Origin of the sequence: Streptomyces mangrovi, assembly GCF_900114215.1 — a bacterium.
In the GTDB taxonomy this organism is placed as follows: domain Bacteria; phylum Actinomycetota; class Actinomycetes; order Streptomycetales; family Streptomycetaceae; genus Streptomyces; species Streptomyces barkulensis.
Genome location: NZ_FOSG01000013.1, coordinates 1 through 17864, shown reverse-complemented (window position 1 = coordinate 17864; position 17864 = coordinate 1). Strand labels below are relative to the sequence as shown.

Here is a 17864-nt window from a genome sequence, read left to right as displayed (position 1 = left end):
CGGTCCGGACGTGTCGGGACGCCACCGCGTGTCACGCTGCGTACGCTCAGGGGCATGTCCGAGGTGTACGTGGCCCGCCGCAGCCGACTGCGCGACCGCTGGACGGCGGCGGGCGGAGAGGCCGCCCTGGTCTCCCGGCCCGCCAACGTCCGCTACCTGACCGGCTGGTCCGTCCCCGGAGCGGTCCTGCTGCTCGGGGCGGACGGCCGCGACACCCTGCTGAGCCCGGCCGCGCCCGTCACCGACGGACGCACCGGGCCGCCGTGCACCACGGGCGACCTGCGCTGCACCGTCCTGCCCGGGGACGTGTCCGACCCGGCCGTCGCCGCCGCCGAACTCGCGGCGGCCGGGCCCGCAACGGCCCTGCTGGCGGTGGAGGAGCACGACCTCACCGTGGTCCGGCACCGGGCCCTGGCCGCGGCCGCGCCCCGGCTGCGCCTGACCGGCCTGGGCCGCGCCGTGGAGCAGCAGCGCCTGGTCAAGGACGAGCAGGAGCTGGCGGCGCTGCGCGTCGCCGCGGAGATCACCGACCACGCGCTCGGCGAGCTGCTGGAGTCCATCCTGGTGGGCCGCACCGAACGCCATCTGGCGCTGGAGCTGGAGAGGCGCCTGATGGACCACGGTGCCGACGGCCCCGCCTTCCCCACCTGCGTCGGCACCGGCCGCAACTCCGGCCTGCCCGGCCACCGGCCCGGGGACCGGCGGGTGGAGGAGGGCGACTTCCTGAGCGTGCGGCTGGGCGCACGCTACCGCGGCTACCGCTGCCAGATCGGCCGCACCTTCGTCATCGGCCCGGCCCCCGCCGACTGGCAGATCGAGCTGTACGAGCTGGTCTTCGCGGCCCAGCGCGCCGGGCGGGAGGCGCTGCTGCCGGGGACGGAGTACCGTGAGGTCGACCGGGCCGCCCGCCATCCGCTGGAGGCGGCCGGGTACGGTGACGTCCTGGAACCGGGCACCGGGCACGGCGTGGGGCTGGAAATCGGCGAGGACCCTCGGTTGTCGCCCGCGGCCATGGGTAAACTGGACGCTTGTGTGCCGGTCACCGTCGAACCGGGGGTCCACCTCCCGGGACGGGGCGGCGTCCGGATCGACGACACGCTCGTCGTCCGCCCGCAGGCAGACGGCGGACCGGAGCTACTCACCATCACGACCAAGGAACTGCTCGCCCTGTGACACGGGGGCGTGGTCCTTCGGTCTTCCGCAGCAGCAGTCTCAGGAGATTCCGCGACCGTGGCCACCACGAACGACCTCAAGAACGGCATGGTGCTCAAGCTCGACGGGGGCCAGCTCTGGTCCGTAGTCGAGTTCCAGCACGTCAAGCCCGGCAAGGGCGGCGCCTTCGTCCGCACCAAGCTCAAGAACGTGCTCTCCGGCAAGGTGGTCGACAAGACCTTCAACGCCGGCACCAAGGTCGAGACGGCCACCGTGGACAGGCGCGGCATGCAGTTCTCCTACAAGGACGGCGCCGACTTCGTCTTCATGGACACCCAGACCTACGACCAGATGCCCATCACCCCCGAGGTCGTCGGCGACGCCGCCAACTACCTGCTGGAGGGCCAGGAGTGTACGGTCGCCGTGTACGAGGGCAACCCGCTGTTCATCGAACTGCCCGCCGCCGTCGAGCTGGTCATCGAGTACACCGAGCCGGGCGTCCAGGGCGACCGTTCCACCGGCGGCAGCAAGCCCGCCCGGCTGGAGACCGGCTACGAGATCGGCGTTCCGCTCTTCATCACCACCGGTGAGAAGATCAAGGTCGACACCCGCTCCGGCGAGTACCTCGGACGGGTGAACAGCTAACCGTGGCAGCCCGCAGCAAGGCACGTAAACGGGCCTTCCAGATCCTGTTCGAGGCCGACCAGCGCGACAGCGCCGTGACGGCCGTGCTGGCGGACTGGATCCGGCACGCGCGGACCGACGAGCGGCAGCCGCCGGTCGGTGAGTACACGATGCAGCTCGTAGAGGGGTACGCGGAGCACGCGGACCGGATCGACGAGCTGATCGCCACCTACGCCGTCGGCTGGACGCTGGACCGGATGCCGTCGGTGGACCGCAACCTCCTGCGGCTCGGCGCGTACGAGCTGATCTGGGAGGACGACGTACCCGACGCGGTGGTGATCGACGAGGCGGTGCAACTCGCCAAGGAGTTCTCCACCGACGACTCCCCGACCTTCGTCAACGGCCTGCTGGGCCGGCTGAAGGAGCTCAAGCCGACGCTGAAGCGCGTCTGAGCGGTTCGGGCCGGGGGCGGCCGTACCTCAGGACTTCAAGGTCCTCGGAAGCGGCGAGGGGCCCGGGACACCCGTCGGGTGTCCCGGGCCCCTCGCCGTCCGGCATCCCCGGGGCAACGGCGCGGAACGCGGCCGCCACCGGGAGCGGAACCCTCGCACGGAGGTCCCGCCCGGTGGCGGTGGCGGCCGCGGGGGAGTGCCTCAGGCCTCCTCGTGCTGGACCGCGCGACGGGCGTCGGCGTCCAGCACACCCCAGCCGATGAGCTGCTCGGTCAGCACCGAGGGCGACTGGTCGTAGATGACGGCGAGGGTGCGCAGGTCGTCCTGGCGGATCGACAGCACCTTGCCGTTGTAGTCACCGCGCTGGCTCTGGATCGTCGCGGCGTACCGCTGCAGCGGGCCCGCCTTCTCGGAAGGCACGTGGGCCAGCCGCTCCAGGTCCAGAACGAGCTTCGGCGGCGGCTCGGCGGCTCCGCCCGGCGTGCTGCCCGGCAGCAGCTCCTGCACCGGGACGCCGTAGAAGTCCGCCAGCTCGGCCAGCCGCTGCACGGTCACGGCACGGTCGCCGCGCTCGTACGAGCCGACCACGACCGCCTTCCAGCGGCCCTGGGACTTCTCCTCGACACCGTGGAGGGAGAGCCCCTGCTGGGTGCGGATGGCGCGGAGCTTGGCCCCGAGCTGTTTGGCGTATTCGCTGGACATATGGCTCCCCGGAGGACGTCTTCGTAACTCACTGTGATGTTACGCAGCGTAATGTACGGCGTCAAGCCGAGCCGGTCCATACCGGGGGGTGCGCGGGAGGCACGGGCCCGCGCACCCGGGTGCGCGGCGGCCCGGCGGGCGCCCGGAGCGAACGCCCGGACGGCCTTCCGGGCAGCCCGTCCGGACGGCCCCGGACAGGCTGGTACCGTTGACGGCGCACCATCCGACGTCCTTTAAGGCCCGTCCCGTGAGGCGGGGAAGGAGGTCCGTTTACCGTGGACACATCCATGGGAGAACTGGACGGCAACGGTTCCGGCCCGGTCCGCCCCGTACTGGAGGCACCGGACATCGCGCGGGTCCTCACCCGCATCGCCCACGAGATCGTCGAGCGCGCCAAGGGCGCCGACGACGTGGTCCTCCTGGGCATCCCCACCCGCGGCGCGCACCTGGCCAGGCGGCTGGGGGCCAAGCTGGAGGAGATCACCGGCCGCCCGCTGCCGGTCGGCTCGCTCGACATCACCATGTACCGCGACGATCTGCGGATGCGCCCCGCCCGTGCCCTGGCCCGCACCGAGATCCCGGCCGAGGGCGTCGACGGACGCCTGGTCGTCCTGGTCGACGACGTGCTCTTCTCCGGCCGCACCATCCGGGCCGCGCTCGACGCGCTCGGCGACATCGGCCGGCCCCGCGCCGTGCAGCTCGCTGTCCTGGTCGACCGCGGCCACCGCGAACTGCCGATCCGCGCCGACTACGTCGGCAAGAACCTGCCCACGTCGCTGCGGGAGACGGTCAAGGTCCGGCTCGCCGAGGAGGACGGCCGCGACGGCGTGCTCCTGGGCGAGCGTCGCGAGGCGGGGGCCTCCCCGTCCGGCGAGCGGTAGCGCTCCCCTCCGCTCCCTTCCCGCGCCTGCCTCCGCACCCCCTGCGCCGCTCCCGTTCTCCCGGGCCCGGCGGCCCCGCGGCCGCGACCGCGCGCCCGCACGCCTCAGAACCTCCACACACCGGAGCACATCCAGATGCCGCTCTTCCCCGGGGGCAACCCCCGGACTTCCGGTCACCTGATCTCGGCCGCCGACCTCACCCGCGACGACGCCGTGCGCATCCTCGACACCGCCGAGGAGATGGCGCGCCTGGCCGACCGCCCGATCAAGAAGCTGCCCGCGCTGCGCGGCCGCACGATCGTCAACCTCTTCTTCGAGGACTCCACCCGCACCCGCATCTCGTTCGAGGCGGCCGAGAAGCGGTTGTCCGCCGACGTCATCAACTTCGCGGCCAAGGGATCCTCGGTCTCCAAGGGCGAGTCCCTCAAGGACACCGCCCAGACCCTGGAGGCGATGGGCGTGGACGCCGTCGTCATCCGGCACGGGGCCTCCGGAGCCCCCTACCGCCTGGCCACCTCCGGCTGGATCGACGCCGCCGTCGTCAACGCCGGCGACGGCACCCACCAGCACCCCACCCAGGCGCTGCTCGACGCGTTCACCATGCGCCGCCGCCTGATCGGCCCGGACGCCGGACTCGGCCGGGACCTGGCCGGCCGGCGGATCACGATCGTCGGCGACATCCTGCACAGCCGGGTCGCGCGCTCCAACGTCGACCTGCTGAACACCCTGGGCGCCCAGGTCACCCTGGTGGCCCCGCCCACCCTGCTGCCGGTCGGCGTCGAGGGCTGGCCCTGCGAGGTCTCCTACGACCTGGACGCCGTGCTGCCGAAGTCCGACGCCGTGATGATGCTGCGCGTCCAGCGCGAGCGGATGAACGCCGCCTTCTTCCCCACCGAGCGCGAGTACTCCCGACGCTACGGCCTCGACGTACAGCGCATGGAGCGGATGCCCGAGCACGCCGTCGTGATGCACCCCGGGCCGATGGTCCGGGGCATGGAGATCACCGCCGAGGTGGCCGACTCCGGCCGCTGCACCGTCACCGAACAGGTCGCCAACGGCGTCTCGATCCGCATGGCCGTCCTGTACCTGCTGCTCGGCGGCTCCGAGCACGCGGGCGGCAGCGGCAACACCGCCACCGGCACCGCCGAAACCGCCGCCACCACCGGAACCGCCGCCCGTACCGAGGAGAAGTGACACCCATGAGCAAGACCCTGATCCGCGGCGCGAAGGTGCTGGGCGACCGGGCACTGGACGTCCTGATCGACGGCGAGACCGTCGCGGCCGTCGGCACCGGCCTGGACGCCGACGGCGCCCGTGTGGTCGAGGCGGACGGGCAGATCCTGCTGCCGGGCCTGGTGGACCTGCACACGCATCTGCGCGAGCCGGGCCGCGAGGACTCCGAGACCGTGCTGACCGGCACCCGGGCCGCGGCGTCCGGCGGCTACACCGCCGTGCACGCCATGGCCAACACCTTCCCCGTCGCCGACACCGCCGGCGTCGTCGAGCAGGTCTGGCGGCTGGGGCGGGAGTCCGGCCACTGCGACGTGCAGCCGGTCGGCGCCGTCACCGTCGGCCTGGAGGGCAAGCAGCTCGCCGAGCTGGGCGCGATGCACGAGTCGGCCGCCTCGGTGCGCGTCTTCTCCGACGACGGCAAGTGCGTGGACGACGCGGTGATCATGCGCCGGGCGCTGGAGTACGTCAAAGCCTTCGACGGCGTCATCGCCCAGCACGCCCAGGAACCCCGCCTGACCGAGGGCGCCCAGATGAACGAGGGGACGGTCTCCGCCGAGCTGGGCCTGGGCGGCTGGCCGGCCGTCGCCGAGGAGTCGATCATCGCCCGTGACGTGCTGCTGGCCGCGCACGTCGGCTCCCGGCTGCACGTCTGCCACCTGTCCACCGCCGGATCGGTGGAGATCGTGCGCTGGGCCAAGTCCAAGGGCTGGAACGTCACCGCCGAGGTCACCCCGCACCACCTGCTGCTCACCGACGAGCTGGTGCGCTCCTACGACCCGGTCTACAAGGTCAACCCGCCGCTGCGCACCGAGGCCGACGTGAGGGCCCTGCGCGAGGCGCTGGCCGACGGCACCATCGACTGCGTCGCCACCGACCACGCCCCCCACCCCCACGAGGACAAGGACTGCGAGTGGGGCGCGGCCGCCATGGGCATGGTCGGCCTGGAGACCGCGCTGTCCGTCGTCCAGCACACGATGGTGGAGACCGGACTGCTGGACTGGGCGGGCGTCGCGGACCGCATGTCCTTCCGTCCCGCGGCCATCGGGCGCCTGGCCGGCCAGGGACGGCCCGTCTCGGCTGGTGAGCCCGCCAACCTCACCCTGGTCGATCCGGCCTACCGTGGAACGGTGGATTCCGCAGGTTTCGCCTCCCGCAGCCGCAACACCCCCTACCAGGGACGCGAGCTGCCGGGCCGGGTCACACACACGTTCCTGCGGGGCAGGGCGACAGTCATGGACGGAAAGCTCGTATGAACCTCTCACCGGTACCGACCGCCATCCGCTTCGCCGCGGCGCCCGAGTCGCAGCAGGTCACCGACTGGGCGCCCCGGATCGCCTGGGTGATCGGCCTGTTGCTGGTCGTCGCCCTGGTGTACTGGCTGATGAGGGAGGGCTGGAAGTGGCGCTCGGTGCTCCAGTCCGACCTCCCCGAACTGCCCCAGGCGCCCGCCGGCCCCGGTGAGCCGAGGCTGACCATGACCGGCCGCTACCACGGCTCCACCACGGCCGGGCAGTGGCTGGAGCGGATCGTCGCCCACGGCCTGGGCGCCCGCAGCCGCGCCGAGCTCACCCTCACCGAGCAGGGTGTGCACGTGGTGCGGCCCGGGGCGAACGACTTCTTCATCCCGGCCGGCAGGCTGCGCGGCGCCCGGCTCGACAAGGGCATCGCCGGCAAGGTCCTCACCGAGGACGGTCTGCTGGTGATCACCTGGGAGCACGGCGACCGCCTGCTGGACTCCGGCTTCCGCTCCGACCGCGCCGCCGAGCACGCCGCCTGGCTGGAGGAGCTGCGCGCCATGTCCGGCGGCGGCTTCGGCACGGCCGGCGCACCCGGCGCCACCGGCGCCGCGGACGACCCCCACGGCACCACCGACGCTGCCGCCACCACGCACCACGAGGAAGGCGCACGATGACGACCTCCGCCCGCAAAGCCTCCAGGGTGCCCGCCGTACTCGTCCTGGAGGACGGCCGCACCTTCCGCGGCCGCGCCTACGGGGCCGTGGGCGAGACCCTCGGCGAGGCCGTGTTCTCCACCGGCATGACCGGCTACCAGGAGACCCTGACCGACCCCTCCTACCACCGGCAGGTGGTCGTCATGACCGCCCCGCACATCGGCAACACCGGCGTCAACGACGAGGACCCGGAGTCGAAGCGGATCTGGGTGGCCGGCTACGTGGTGCGCGACCCCGCCCGCGTGCCCTCCAACTGGCGCTCGGTGCGCACCCTGGACGAGGAGCTGACCGCCCAGGGCGTCGTCGGCATCAGCGGTGTCGACACCCGGGCGCTCACCCGCCACCTGCGCGAGCGCGGCGCGATGCGGGTCGGCATCTTCTCCGGCGACGCGGTCGCCGACGAGGCCGCGATGCTGGCCAGGGTGAAGGCCGCCCCCGAGATGACCGGAGCCGACCTGGCCGCCGAGGTGGCCACCACCGAGGCGTACACCGTCCCGGCGATCGGTACCAGGCGCTTCACCGTCGCGGCCGTCGATCTGGGGATCAAGGGCATGACCCCGCACCGGATGGCCGAGCGCGGCATCGAGGTCCACGTGCTGCCCGCCACGGCCACGATCGAGGACGTCTACGCGGTGGACCCGGACGGGGTGTTCTTCTCCAACGGCCCCGGCGACCCCGCCACCGCAGACCATCCGGTGGCCCTCATGCGAGGGGTGCTGGAGCGCTCCACCCCGCTGTTCGGCATCTGCTTCGGCAACCAGATCCTCGGCCGCGCCCTGGGCTTCGGCACCTACAAGCTCAAGTACGGCCACCGCGGCATCAACCAGCCCGTGCAGGACCGTACGACCGGCAAGGTCGAGGTCACCGCGCACAACCACGGCTTCGCCGTGGACGCCCCCCTCGACGCGCCCGGCGACACCCCCTACGGGCGCGCCGAGGTCTCCCACGTCTGCCTCAACGACGGCGTGGTCGAGGGCCTGCGCCTGCTGGACCGGCCCGCGTTCAGCGTCCAGTACCACCCCGAGGCGGCGGCCGGGCCGCACGACGCCGCGTACCTGTTCGACCGCTTCGTCTCCCTGATGGAGGGCCAGCGTGCCTAAGCGCACCGATATCCGTTGCGTCCTGGTCATCGGCTCGGGCCCGATCGTCATCGGGCAGGCCGCCGAGTTCGACTACTCCGGCACCCAGGCGTGCCGGGTCCTCAAGGCCGAGGGCCTGAGGGTGGTCCTGGTCAACTCCAACCCGGCCACGATCATGACCGACCCGGAGATCGCCGACGCCACCTACGTCGAGCCGATCACCCCGGAGTTCGTCGAGAAGATCATCGCCAAGGAGCGCCCCGACGCCCTGCTGCCCACCCTGGGCGGTCAGACCGCGCTCAACACCGCCATCTCCCTGCACGAGGCGGGCACCCTGGACAAGTACGGGGTGGAGCTGATCGGCGCCAACGTCGAGGCCATCCGCAAGGGCGAGGACCGCGACCAGTTCAAGGAGGTCGTGGAGGCGGTGAGGGGGAAGATCGGGCACGGGGAGTCCGCCCGCTCGGTCATCTGCCACTCCATGGAGGAGGTCCTGGCCGGCGTCGAGGAGCTCGGCGGCTACCCGGTCGTGGTGCGGCCCTCCTTCACCATGGGCGGCGCCGGCTCCGGCTTCGCCCACGACGAGGACGAACTGCGCCGCATCGCCGGCCAGGGGCTGACGCTCTCCCCGACCACCGAGGTGCTCCTGGAGGAGTCCATCCTCGGCTGGAAGGAGTACGAGCTGGAGCTGATGCGCGACCGCAACGACAACGTCGTGGTCGTCTGCTCCATCGAGAACTTCGACCCGATGGGCGTGCACACCGGCGACTCCATCACCGTCGCCCCGGCGATGACGCTCACCGACCGCGAGTACCAGACCCTGCGCGACATCGGCATCGCCGTCATCCGCGAGGTCGGCGTCGACACCGGCGGCTGCAACATCCAGTTCGCCGTCAACCCCGCCGACGGCCGGGTCATCGTCATCGAGATGAACCCGCGCGTCTCGCGCTCCTCGGCGCTGGCTTCCAAGGCCACCGGCTTCCCGATCGCCAAGATCGCCGCCAAGCTGGCCGTGGGCTACACCCTCGACGAGATCCCCAACGACATCACCGAGCGGACCCCGGCCTCCTTCGAGCCCACGCTCGACTACGTGGTGGTCAAGGTCCCGCGCTTCGCCTTCGAGAAGTTCCCGGCCGCCGACTCCACCCTCACCACCACCATGAAGTCGGTGGGCGAGGCGATGGCCATCGGCCGCAACTTCCCCGAGGCGCTGAACAAGGCGCTGCGCTCGCTGGAGAAGAAGGGCAGCCAGTTCGACTTCGCCACCCCGGTGGCCGGTCTCGGGGACAAGGACGAGCTGCTGGCCGCCGCCCGGCGGCCCACCGACGGCCGGATCAACACCGTCATGGCCGCCATCCGGGCCGGCGCGAGCCCGCAGGAGGTCTTCGAGGCCACGAGGATCGACCCCTGGTTCACCGACCAGCTCTTCCTGGTCAAGGAGATCGCCGACGAGCTGGCCGAGGCCGGCCGCCTCGACCCCGAACTGCTGGCCGAGGCCAAGCGGTACGGCTTCTCCGACGCCCAGATCGCCGCGATCCGGGGCCTGCACGAGGACGTCGTCCGCGAGGTGCGCCACACCCTGGGGGTGCGCCCGGTCTACAAGACGGTCGACACCTGCGCCGCCGAGTTCGCCGCGAGGACCCCGTACTTCTACTCCTCCTACGACGAGGAGAGCGAGGTCGCCCCGCGCACCAGGCCCGCGGTGATCATCCTCGGCTCGGGCCCCAACCGCATCGGCCAGGGCATCGAGTTCGACTACTCCTGCGTCCACGCCTCCTTCGCGCTGCGCGACGCGGGCTTCGAGACCGTGATGGTCAACTGCAACCCCGAGACCGTCTCCACCGACTACGACACCTCCGACCGGCTGTACTTCGAGCCGCTCACCCTGGAGGACGTCCTGGAGATCGTCCACGCCGAGCGGCAGGCCGGCCCGGTGGCGGGCGTCATCGTCCAGCTCGGCGGCCAGACCCCGCTCGGGCTGGCCCAGGCGCTCAAGGACAACGGCGTCCCCGTCGTGGGCACCTCCCCGGAGGCCATCCACCTCGCCGAGGACCGCGGCTCCTTCGGCCGGGTGCTGGTCGAGGCCGGACTGCCCGCGCCCAAGTACGGCACCGCCTTCTCCTTCGCCGAGGCCAAGGAGATCGCCGCCGGAATCGGCTACCCGGTCATGGTCCGCCCCTCCTACGTGCTGGGCGGACGCGGCATGGAGATCGTCTACGACGAGGCCTCGCTGGGGGACTACCTCACCCGCCACGCCGGCCTGATCTCCGAGCACCCGGTGCTGATCGACCGCTTCCTCGACGACGCCATCGAGATCGACGTCGACGCGCTCTACGACGGCACCGAGCTCTACCTCGGCGGCGTGATGGAGCACATCGAGGAGGCCGGCATCCACTCCGGCGACTCCGCCTGCGCCCTGCCGCCGATCACCCTGGGCGGCCACGACATCAAGCGGCTGCGGGCCTCCACCGAGGCCATCGCGCGCGGCGTCGGGGTGCGCGGGCTGATCAACATCCAGTTCGCGCTGGCCGGGGACATCCTCTACGTGCTGGAGGCCAACCCGCGCGCCTCGCGCACCGTCCCCTTCACCTCCAAGGCCACCGCCGTGCCCCTGGCCAAGGCCGCCGCCCGGATCTCACTGGGCGCGACCATCGCCGAACTGCGGGCCGAGGGCCTGCTGCCGGCGAGCGGCGACGGCGGCACCCTGCCGCTGGACGCGCCGATCTCGGTGAAGGAGGCCGTGCTGCCCTGGAGCCGCTTCCGCGACGTCCAGGGCCGCGGCGTGGACACCGTGCTCGGCCCGGAGATGCGCTCCACCGGCGAGGTCATGGGCATCGACTCGGTCTTCGGCACCGCCTACGCCAAGTCGCAGGCGGGCGCGTACGGCGCGCTGCCCACCAAGGGCCGGGCCTTCGTCTCGGTGGCCAACCGCGACAAGCGCTCGATGATCTTCCCGGCCCGTGAGCTGGTCGCGATGGGCTTCGAGCTGCTGGCCACCTCCGGCACCGCCGAGGTGCTGCGCCGCAACGGCATCGACGCCACCGTGGTGCGCAAGCAGAGCGAGGGCGAGGGGCCGAACGGCGAGCGGACCATCGTCCAGCTCATCCACGACGGCGAGGTCGACCTCATCGTCAACACCCCCTACGGCACCGGGAGCCGCCTGGACGGCTACGACATCCGCACCGCCGCGGTCGCCCGCGCCGTGCCCTGTCTGACCACGGTCCAGGCGCTGGCCGCCGCCGTACAGGGCATCGAGGCCACCTCGCGCGGGGAGGTCGGGGTCCGCTCCCTGCAGGAGCACGCGGAACACCTGACAGCCGCCCGCGGGAAGTGACCGGGGGTGAGGGGGACGCCGGCAGCGGCGTCCCCCTCACCGCGAGAGCACCCCGCCACCGGACCGACATCAGACCCCGCCGCCGGACCCCGACACCGGATCCCGTACCGCCCGCCGCACGGAAGACCCGCATGTATCCCCTGCTGTTCCACCTGATCCTCAGGCGCCTGGACCCCGAGCGGGCGCACCACCTGGCGTTCGCCCTGATTCGGCTGGCCGCCCGCGTCCCCGGCCTGCGCGCCCTCGTCGCGGCCGTCGCGGCCCCGGGCCGGGCACAGCGGCGCGCCCTGGCCACCGAGGCCTTCGGCCTGCGGATGCGCGGCCCCTTCGGGCTGGCCGCCGGGTTCGACAAGAACGCGGTCGGCGTCGACGGGCTCACCATGCTCGGCTTCGACCACGTCGAGATCGGCACCGTCACCGCCCACCCCCAGCCCGGCAACCCGGGGCCCCGGCTGTTCCGCCTGGTCGCCGACCGGGCCCTGGTCAACCGCATGGGCTTCAACAACGACGGCTCCGCCGCCGTGGCCGCCCGCCTGGCGGGGCGCCGGGCCGTCTTCCCCACCACCGTCGGCGTCAACATCGGCAAGACCAAGGTCACTCCCGAGAGCGAGGCCGCCGGCGACTACGCGCTCTCCGCCTCCCGGCTGGCCCCGTACGCCGACTACCTCGTCGTCAACGTCTCCTCGCCCAACACCCCCGGTCTGCGGAACCTCCAGGCGACCGAGCACCTGCGCCCGCTGCTGGCGGCGGTGCGCTCCGCCGCCGACGAGGCGGTGCCCGGCCGCCGCGTCCCCCTGCTGGTCAAGATCGCCCCGGACCTGGCGGACGAGGACGTCGACGCGGTCGCCGACCTCGCCGTGGAGTTGGGCCTGGACGGCATCATCGCCACCAACACCACCGTCGCCCGCGACGGCCTGGGCCTGGCCGCCGACCGCGCCGAGATCGAGGCCATCGGTGCCGGCGGGCTGTCCGGCGCGCCGCTGAAGGACCGCTCCCTGGCCGTGCTGCGCCGTCTGTACGCCCGCGTCGGCGACCGCGTCACGCTCGTCGGCGTCGGCGGGGTGCGGACCGCCGACGACGTCTGGGAGCGCGTCCTGGCCGGGGCCACCCTCGTCCAGGGCTACAGCGCCCTCGTCTACGAGGGCCCGCTGTGGTGCCGCCGAATCCACCGGGGCCTGGCCGCGCGCCTGGCCGCGAGTCCGTACGCCACCCTCGCCGAGGCCGTCGGCGCCGACACCCGGAAGGTGACCTCCCGATGACCGTTCCCGGAGCTCCGCAGTCATCCGGAGCCGCGCAGCCATCCGAAGCCCCGCGGGCCCCCGGCGCCCCGGAGCCGTTCGGCGCCCGGCTGCGCCGCGCCCTGGACGACCGCGGTCCGCTGTGCGTCGGCATCGACCCGCACGCCGCGCTGCTGACCGCCTGGGGCCTGGACGACGACGTGGCGGGGCTGGAGCGGTTCACCCGCACGGTGGTGGAGGCCCTCGCCGACCGGGTCGCCGTCCTCAAACCGCAGTCCGCCTTCTTCGAGCGCTTCGGCTCGCGCGGGATCGCCGTCCTGGAGAGGGCGATCGCCGACGCACGCTCGGCCGGCGCCCTGGTGCTCACCGACGCCAAGCGCGGCGACATCGGCTCCACGATGGCCGCCTACGCCGCCGCCTACCTGGATCCGGGCAGTCCGCTGTTCTCCGACGCCGTCACCGTCAGCCCCTACCTGGGCTTCGGCTCGCTGCGCCCCGCCCTGGACGCGGCGCGGGCGGCGGGTTCGGGCGTCTTCGTCCTCGCCCTGACCTCCAACCCGGAGGGCGCCGAGGTGCAGCGCGCCACCGCCGGGGGCGGTGCGTCGGTCGCCCAGACGGTGCTGGACCACATCGCACGGGAGAACGCCGGGGCCGATCCGCTCGGCCCGGTCGGCGCGGTGGTCGGGGCGACGCTGGGGGAGGCCGGCGCGGACCTGGCGGTCAACGGCCCGCTGCTGGCGCCGGGGCTGGGGGCACAGGGCGCCACCGCGGCCGACCTGCCGAGGGTCTTCGGCGGTGCGGTGCGCAACGTGGTGCCGAGCATCAGCCGGGGGGTCCTGGGCCGAGGCCCTTCGCCGCGGGCCCTGCGGGAGGCCGCAGCCGGGGAGGCCGACGCGCTGCGGGAGGTCCTGGGCTGATCAGCCGGGGCAGAACCGGAGGGTCCGGAAAAACCGGGGCACCCCGCGGAATCAACCCTTCAACCGCGCCCATTTGTCCGGGAATGTCCAGGTCGGCTCAAGTCTGACCAGGACTTTTCCCCCGTTCTCGCTGACTCAGGCGCGATGGGCCGCTAGTCTCCGACGAGAGCACCGCGAATTCCGGGGTCCTCGCAGGTCCGGGGGGCGCCGGGGGACGTGTTGCTCGTTGCTCCGCAGGTGCGGGGCCACTAGGTTCCTCACCGACCAATATCCGACCAGTTCGACATCCGAGGTGACGTAGGCGTGGCTCTTCCGCCCCTTACCCCTGAACAGCGCGCAGCCGCGCTCGAGAAGGCCGCCGCGGCTCGCCGGGAGCGCGCCGAGGTCAAGAACCGACTGAAGCACTCCGGCGCCTCGCTCCACGAGGTCATCAAGCAGGGCCAGGAGAACGACGTCATCGGCAAGATGAAGGTCTCCGCCCTCCTGGAGTCCCTGCCCGGCGTCGGCAAGGTCCGGGCCCGCCAGATCATGGAGCGGCTCGGCATCTCCGAGAGCCGCCGGGTGCGCGGCCTGGGATCCAACCAGATCGCCTCCCTGGAGCGTGAGTTCGGCGGCGGTTCCGCCTGACGTTTCCAGGCCTGCCTGGGAACCGGGATAATCGCTGTATGAGTGAACGTCCGCGACTGACCGTGCTCTCCGGCCCCTCCGGGGTCGGCAAGAGCACGGTCGTCGCTCATCTGCGCAAGGTCCATCCGGAGATCTGGCTCTCGGTGTCCGCCACCACCCGCAGGCCGCGCCCCGGCGAGCGGCACGGTGTCCAGTACTTCTTCGTGGACGACGAGGAGTTCGACAAGCTGGTCGCCAACGGCGAGCTGCTGGAGTGGGCCGAGTTCGCGGGAAACCGCTACGGTACGCCGCGGCGGGCCGTGCTGGAGCGGCTGGAGGCGGGAGAACCGGTGCTTTTGGAGATCGACCTCCAGGGCGCGCGGCTGGTCCGCGAGTCGATGCCCGAGGCACAGCTGGTCTTCCTGGCCCCGCCCGGCTGGGAGGAGCTGGTCCGCCGCCTCACCGGCCGCGGCACCGAGTCCCCCGAGGTCATCGAGCGGCGGCTGGCCGCGGCCAGGGTCGAACTGGCCGCCGAGTCGGAGTTCGACGTGACCCTGGTCAACACCTCCGTCGAGGACGTCAGCCACGAGCTGCTAGCCTTGATGAAGGTTTCGTGATCGTCACCGGATTCGTCACCGGAGGGCCGGGCAGGACAGCCGCCGGAATCCGGGACACCGGCAGGAGGCATCCCGTACCGGGGCCCGGCCGGATCACTGCCCGTCTTATCCACCGCAGCGGAAGGTAGAGCGTGTCCTCTCCCATCAACACGCCCGAGGGCATCATCAACCCGCCGATCGATGAGCTGCTCGAAGCCACCGACTCGAAGTACAGCCTGGTGATCTACGCCGCCAAGCGCGCGCGCCAGATCAACGCCTACTACTCGCAGCTCGGCGAGGGCCTGCTGGAGTACGTCGGCCCGCTGGTGGACACCCACGTCCACGAGAAGCCGCTGTCGATCGCGCTCCGCGAGATCAACGCGGGTCTGCTGACCTCCGAGGCCGTCGACAACCCGACGCAGTGAGGCCCCGGCCGCCCATGGCGGCCGGCCGCACGACGGCACCATCACCACCGCCACGGGCCCGGCAGCGCGGCTGCCGGGCCCGTGGTGTGTCATGGGTACCGGCGGAAGCGTCCCCGACGTGCCCGCCGCCGACGCGCGACAGTGAGCGAGTGAGCGGCCGACGGGCCGCCGAGCCGGGGAGAGGCGAGGGATGGACAGGTCCGACAAGCCCAGGGTGGTCCTGGGGGTCAGCGGCGGCATCGCCGCCTACAAGGCGTGCGAGCTGCTGCGGAGGCTGACGGAGTCCGGCCACGACGTACGGGTGGTGCCGACCGGTTCGGCGCTGAAGTTCGTCGGCGAGCCCACCTGGGCGGCGCTGTCGGGCAACCCCGTGACCACGGGGGTGTGGGAGGACGTCCACGAGGTCCCGCACGTGCGCATCGGGCAGGAGGCCGATCTGGTCGTCGTCGCGCCCGCCACCGCCGACACCCTCGCCCGGGCCGCCCACGGCCTCGCCGACGACCTGCTGACCAACACCCTGCTCACCGCCCGCTGCCCGGTGGTCTTCGCACCCGCCATGCACACCGAGATGTGGGAGCACCCCGCCACCGCCGAGAACGTGGCCACCCTGCGCCGCCGCGGCGCGGTCGTCATCGAGCCCGCGGTCGGACGGCTGACCGGCAAGGACACCGGCAAGGGACGCCTGCCCGACCCCGGCGAGATCTTCGAGGTCTGCCGCCGGCTCCTGGCCCGCGGCGCCGCGCCCGGGCGCGACCTGGCCGGACGGCACGTCGTGGTCAGCGCGGGCGGCACCCGCGAACCACTGGACCCGGTCCGCTTCCTGGGCAACCGCTCCTCGGGCCGGCAGGGGTACGCCCTGGCCCGCACCGCGGTGGCACGCGGCGCGCGGGTGACCCTGGTGGCCGCCAACACATCCCTGCCCGACCCCGCGGGCGCGGACGTGGTGCCGGTGGGTACCGCCGTGCAACTGCGGGAGGCCGTGCTGAAGGCCGCCGAGGACGCGGACGCGGTGGTCATGGCCGCGGCGGTGGCCGACTTCCGGCCCGCCCGGTACGCCCAGGGGAAGATCAAGAAGCGGGACGGGCAGGAACCGGAACCGGTCGCCCTGGTCCGCAACCCCGACGTCCTCGCCGAGCTCGCCGGACTTTCCGCCGCCCGCCCCGGGCAGGTGGTCGTCGGCTTCGCGGCCGAGACCGACGACGTCCTGGCCAACGGCCGGGCCAAGCTCGCCCGCAAGGGATGCGACCTGCTGGTCGTCAACGAGGTGGGGGAGGACAGGACCTTCGGCGCGGAGGAGAACGAGGCGGTCGTCCTGGGCGCCGACGGCAGCGAGACACCCGTGCCGCACGGCCCCAAGGAGGCCCTCGCCGACACGGTGTGGGACAAGGTCGTCCACATGCTGAACGCCGGGTGAGACCGGAGGCGGGAAGTCCGCATGGCCGTGCCACCAGGGCCGCGGGCCCCCGCCGGGCACGGCCTCTCCCCTTCGCGGGAGTCGTGTGGCACGTTGGTCGTGTGTCGGAGTGCGAGACGTCCTGGCGGATCCGCGACGAGCTGCGGATAAACTGACGGCGGACCGCGCTCGGGCCAGCCCGACGACCGGATCCGCACACCAAGTCAGCCAGCAGCCGCTGCAAACCCAGGGAGCGATGTGTCCCGCCGCCTGTTCACCTCGGAGTCCGTGACCGAGGGTCACCCCGACAAGATCGCCGACCAGATCAGCGACACCATCCTCGACGCCCTGCTGGAGCAGGACCCCGCCTCCCGGGTGGCGGTGGAGACGCTGATCACCACCGGTCTGGTGCATGTGGCCGGGGAGGTCACCACCGCCGCGTACGCCGACATCCCCACCCTGGTGCGCAACAAGATCCTCGCCATCGGCTACGACTCCTCCAAGAAGGGCTTCGACGGCGCCTCGTGCGGGGTGTCGGTGTCCATCGGGGCGCAGTCCCCCGACATCGCCCAGGGGGTGGACACCGCCTACGAGACCCGGGTGGAGGGTGGCGCCCCGGAGGGACAGGGAGACGAGCTGGACCGGCAGGGCGCCGGCGACCAGGGCCTGATGTTCGGCTACGCCTGCGACGAGACGCCCGAGCTGATGCCGCTGCCGATCCACCTGGCCCACCGGCTCTCGCGCCGGCTGTCGGAGGTCCGCAAGAACGGCACCATCCCCTACCTGCGCCCGGACGGCAAGACGCAGGTGACCGTCGAGTACGACGGGGACAAGGCGGTGCGGCTGGACACCGTGGTGGTCTCCTCCCAGCACGCCTCCGACATCGATCTGGACTCGCTGCTGGCCCCCGACATCCGCGAGTTCGTCGTCGAGCCGGTGCTGGCTGCTCTGGTGGGGGGCGGCGTCAAGCTGGACACCGGCGGGTACCGGCTGCTGGTCAACCCCACGGGCCGGTTCGAGATCGGCGGCCCGATGGGGGACGCGGGCCTGACCGGCCGCAAGATCATCATCGACACCTACGGCGGCATGGCCCGCCACGGCGGCGGCGCCTTCTCCGGCAAGGACCCCTCCAAGGTGGACCGCTCGGCCGCCTACGCCATGCGGTGGGTCGCCAAGAACGTGGTGGCCGCGGGGCTGGCCGCCCGCTGCGAGGTGCAGGTGGCCTACGCGATCGGCAAGGCCGAGCCGGTGGGCCTGTTCGTGGAGACCTTCGGCACGGCC

General features: G+C 72.5%; 17 protein-coding genes. 16 read left to right on the top strand and 1 reads right to left on the bottom strand.

Annotation, left to right across the window (positions count from 1 at the left end; all coding sequences use genetic code 11):
- Nucleotides 1–54 precede the first annotated feature (54 nt).
- From BM237_RS18315 to nusB, 3 genes are read left to right on the top strand one after another with little or no spacing between them, the layout of a single operon-like run.
- Nucleotides 55–1173 (top strand): M24 family metallopeptidase, encoded by a 1119-nt coding sequence (locus tag BM237_RS18315; protein WP_093850779.1) that lies wholly within the window; start codon nt 55–57, stop codon nt 1171–1173.
- A 57-nt stretch (nt 1174–1230) separates the two neighbouring features.
- A complete protein-coding gene (efp, locus tag BM237_RS18310) occupies nt 1231–1797 on the top strand; it encodes an elongation factor P (RefSeq protein ID WP_093850778.1) in 567 nt (188 codons plus the stop codon).
- A gap of 2 nt (nt 1798–1799) precedes the next feature.
- On the top strand, nt 1800–2228 hold the full coding sequence (gene nusB / locus BM237_RS18305) for a transcription antitermination factor NusB (protein ID WP_093850777.1): 429 nt from the start codon (nt 1800–1802) through the stop codon (nt 2226–2228).
- A 201-nt stretch (nt 2229–2429) separates the two neighbouring features.
- Here the strand turns inward: nusB and bldD are convergent, their stop codons facing one another.
- On the bottom strand, nt 2430–2930 hold the full coding sequence (gene bldD / locus BM237_RS18300; protein ID WP_093850776.1) for a transcriptional regulator BldD: 501 nt from the start codon (nt 2928–2930) through the stop codon (nt 2430–2432).
- 287 nt (nt 2931–3217) lie between these two features.
- Between bldD and pyrR the strand changes: the two genes are divergently transcribed.
- The 13 genes from pyrR to metK form a co-directional block, all read left to right on the top strand.
- On the top strand, nt 3218–3811 hold the full coding sequence (gene pyrR / locus BM237_RS18295) for a bifunctional pyr operon transcriptional regulator/uracil phosphoribosyltransferase PyrR (protein WP_093850775.1): 594 nt from the start codon (nt 3218–3220) through the stop codon (nt 3809–3811).
- Between the two features lie 135 nt (nt 3812–3946).
- Nucleotides 3947–5005 carry an aspartate carbamoyltransferase catalytic subunit gene (locus BM237_RS18290; protein WP_093850774.1) on the top strand — a complete coding sequence of 353 codons (1059 nt, stop codon included), beginning with the start codon at nt 3947–3949 and terminating at the stop codon, nt 5003–5005.
- A 5-nt stretch (nt 5006–5010) separates the two neighbouring features.
- Nucleotides 5011–6297: a dihydroorotase gene (locus tag BM237_RS18285; protein WP_093850773.1), complete on the top strand. Its 1287-nt coding sequence runs from the start codon at nt 5011–5013 to the stop codon at nt 6295–6297.
- Complete coding sequence (locus tag BM237_RS18280; RefSeq protein WP_093850772.1) at nt 6294–6956, top strand: PH-like domain-containing protein; 663 nt, start codon at nt 6294–6296, stop codon at nt 6954–6956. Before BM237_RS18285 ends, BM237_RS18280 begins: the two co-directional genes overlap by 4 nt.
- Entirely contained in the window at nt 6953–8095 is a 1143-nt protein-coding gene (carA, locus tag BM237_RS18275) for a glutamine-hydrolyzing carbamoyl-phosphate synthase small subunit (RefSeq protein ID WP_093850771.1), read from the top strand. Before BM237_RS18280 ends, carA begins: the two co-directional genes overlap by 4 nt.
- A complete protein-coding gene (gene carB, locus BM237_RS18270; RefSeq protein ID WP_093850770.1) occupies nt 8088–11408 on the top strand; it encodes a carbamoyl-phosphate synthase large subunit in 3321 nt (1106 codons plus the stop codon). Before carA ends, carB begins: the two co-directional genes overlap by 8 nt.
- 131 nt (nt 11409–11539) lie before the next feature.
- Entirely contained in the window at nt 11540–12667 is a 1128-nt protein-coding gene (locus tag BM237_RS18265; protein WP_093850769.1) for a quinone-dependent dihydroorotate dehydrogenase, read from the top strand.
- Nucleotides 12664–13563: an orotidine-5'-phosphate decarboxylase gene (gene pyrF, locus BM237_RS18260; RefSeq protein ID WP_093850768.1), complete on the top strand. Its 900-nt coding sequence runs from the start codon at nt 12664–12666 to the stop codon at nt 13561–13563. Before BM237_RS18265 ends, pyrF begins: the two co-directional genes overlap by 4 nt.
- A 303-nt stretch (nt 13564–13866) precedes the next feature.
- Nucleotides 13867–14190 carry an integration host factor gene (locus BM237_RS18255; RefSeq protein WP_093656674.1) on the top strand — a complete coding sequence of 108 codons (324 nt, stop codon included), beginning with the start codon at nt 13867–13869 and terminating at the stop codon, nt 14188–14190.
- A 38-nt stretch (nt 14191–14228) separates the two neighbouring features.
- Nucleotides 14229–14786: a guanylate kinase gene (gmk, locus tag BM237_RS18250; protein WP_093850767.1), complete on the top strand. Its 558-nt coding sequence runs from the start codon at nt 14229–14231 to the stop codon at nt 14784–14786.
- A gap of 131 nt (nt 14787–14917) precedes the next feature.
- Nucleotides 14918–15190 (top strand): DNA-directed RNA polymerase subunit omega, encoded by a 273-nt coding sequence (gene rpoZ, locus BM237_RS18245; RefSeq protein WP_093850766.1) that lies wholly within the window; start codon nt 14918–14920, stop codon nt 15188–15190.
- Between the two features lie 190 nt (nt 15191–15380).
- Nucleotides 15381–16604, top strand: coding sequence for a bifunctional phosphopantothenoylcysteine decarboxylase/phosphopantothenate--cysteine ligase CoaBC (gene coaBC / locus BM237_RS18240; RefSeq protein WP_093850765.1), 1224 nt, complete (start codon nt 15381–15383; stop codon nt 16602–16604).
- Between the two features lie 237 nt (nt 16605–16841).
- Nucleotides 16842–17864, top strand: a 1023-nt coding sequence (metK, locus tag BM237_RS18235; protein WP_093850764.1) for a methionine adenosyltransferase, incomplete at its 3' end; no start/stop codon positions are given.

Bases quoted from the DNA above. Each gene is read 5' to 3' on its own strand.
- BM237_RS18315 (WP_093850779.1), top strand. From the start codon at position 55: ATGTCCGAGGTGTACGTGGCCCGCCGCAGCCGACTGCGCGACCGCTGG.
- bldD (WP_093850776.1), bottom strand. From the start codon at position 2,930: ATGTCCAGCGAATACGCCAAACAGCTCGGGGCCAAGCTCCGCGCCATC.
- pyrR (WP_093850775.1), top strand. From the start codon at position 3,218: ATGGGAGAACTGGACGGCAACGGTTCCGGCCCGGTCCGCCCCGTACTG.
- BM237_RS18290 (WP_093850774.1), top strand. From the start codon at position 3,947: ATGCCGCTCTTCCCCGGGGGCAACCCCCGGACTTCCGGTCACCTGATC.
- BM237_RS18285 (WP_093850773.1), top strand. From the start codon at position 5,011: ATGAGCAAGACCCTGATCCGCGGCGCGAAGGTGCTGGGCGACCGGGCA.
- BM237_RS18280 (WP_093850772.1), top strand. From the start codon at position 6,294: ATGAACCTCTCACCGGTACCGACCGCCATCCGCTTCGCCGCGGCGCCC.
- carA (WP_093850771.1), top strand. From the start codon at position 6,953: ATGACGACCTCCGCCCGCAAAGCCTCCAGGGTGCCCGCCGTACTCGTC.
- BM237_RS18265 (WP_093850769.1), top strand. From the start codon at position 11,540: ATGTATCCCCTGCTGTTCCACCTGATCCTCAGGCGCCTGGACCCCGAG.
- pyrF (WP_093850768.1), top strand. From the start codon at position 12,664: ATGACCGTTCCCGGAGCTCCGCAGTCATCCGGAGCCGCGCAGCCATCC.
- gmk (WP_093850767.1), top strand. From the start codon at position 14,229: ATGAGTGAACGTCCGCGACTGACCGTGCTCTCCGGCCCCTCCGGGGTC.
- coaBC (WP_093850765.1), top strand. From the start codon at position 15,381: ATGGACAGGTCCGACAAGCCCAGGGTGGTCCTGGGGGTCAGCGGCGGC.